The following is a 1,160-nucleotide window of genomic DNA, read 5'->3' as shown; positions in this document are numbered from 1 at the left end:
CTAGTGTCCTGCGCCGGTAGTCCGTCGTTAGATCTCGTATGAGTTCTTCTGCCGGGGTGCCGGTGCCGCGTCGTGGTCCGAAGTTGGAACCGCTGCTGCTGGGCGATGACGAGCGTGCTGTGCTGGAACGCTGGACGAGGCGGGCCAACTCCGCCCAGGCGCTCGCGTTACGCGCGCGGATTGTTCTGGCGTGTGCCGGTCCTGATGTCCCGCCGATCGTCGAGGTGGCCCGCAACCTGCGGATTTCCGCGGACACGGTCCGCAAGTGGCGACGGCGGTTCCTCGCCGAGCGGCTGGACGGCCTGGCCGACGAGCCCCGGCCGGGCCGGCCACCCACCATCAGCGTTGACCAGGTGGAGGCGGTGGTGGTCGCCACCTTGGAGGAGATCCCGAAGAACGCCACGCACTGGTCGCGGAAATCGATGGCCGAGCACAGCGGCCTGTCCAAGTCCACCATCGGTCGGATCTGGCGGAAGTTCCAGCTCAAGCCGCACCTGACAGACACCTTCAAGCTGTCCACGGACCCGTTCTTCGTGGACAAGGTCTACGACGTCGTCGGGCTGTACTTCAACCCGCCCGAGGGCGCGGTGGTTCTGTCGGTGGACGAGAAGTCCCAGATCCAAGCCCTGGACCGCTCCCAGCCGGTGCTGCCGATAATGCCGGGCATGCCCGAGCGGCGCACCCACGACTACGTCCGCAACGGGCTGACCACCTTGTTCGCCGCGTTCGACGTCGCCACCGGCGAGGTCATCAGCTCCCTGCACCGCCGGCACCGGGCGACGGAGTTCAAGAAGTTCCTGATCCGGATCGACAAAGAGGTGCCCGCACACCTGCAGATCCACCTGATCTGCGACAACTACGGCACCCACAAGACACCCGCGATCAGGACATGGCTGTCCAAGCACCCGCGCTTCCATATGCACTTCACCCCGACCGGCTCCTCGTGGATCAACCAGGTCGAGCGGTGGTTCGGGTTCCTGGCCGACCAGAAGATCCGCCGCGGCGCACACAAGAATGTCCAGAGCCTCGAAGCCGACATCCGCGCCTGGGTCAAGAACTGGAATGCAGACCCCAAGCCGTTCATCTGGACCAAGACCGCCGAGGAGATCCTCGAATCCCTCGCACGATTCTGCCGACGGATCTCCGGCGCAGGACACTAG

The 1,160-nt window shown here is 65.3% G+C and carries 1 protein-coding gene; it reads left to right on the top strand.

Annotation, left to right across the window (positions count from 1 at the left end; all coding sequences use genetic code 11):
* Window positions 1-38 precede the first annotated feature (38 nt).
* Complete coding sequence (locus tag ACI2LW_RS33700) at window positions 39-1,160, top strand: IS630 family transposase (RefSeq protein WP_404735062.1); 1,122 nt, start codon at window positions 39-41, stop codon at window positions 1,158-1,160.

The organism is Streptomyces sp. NPDC004065 (assembly GCF_044903565.1).
Lineage (GTDB): Bacteria > Actinomycetota > Actinomycetes > Streptomycetales > Streptomycetaceae > Streptomyces.
The sequence above is the reverse complement of the archived record's forward strand: the minus strand, read 5'-3'. Positions and strand labels throughout refer to the sequence as shown.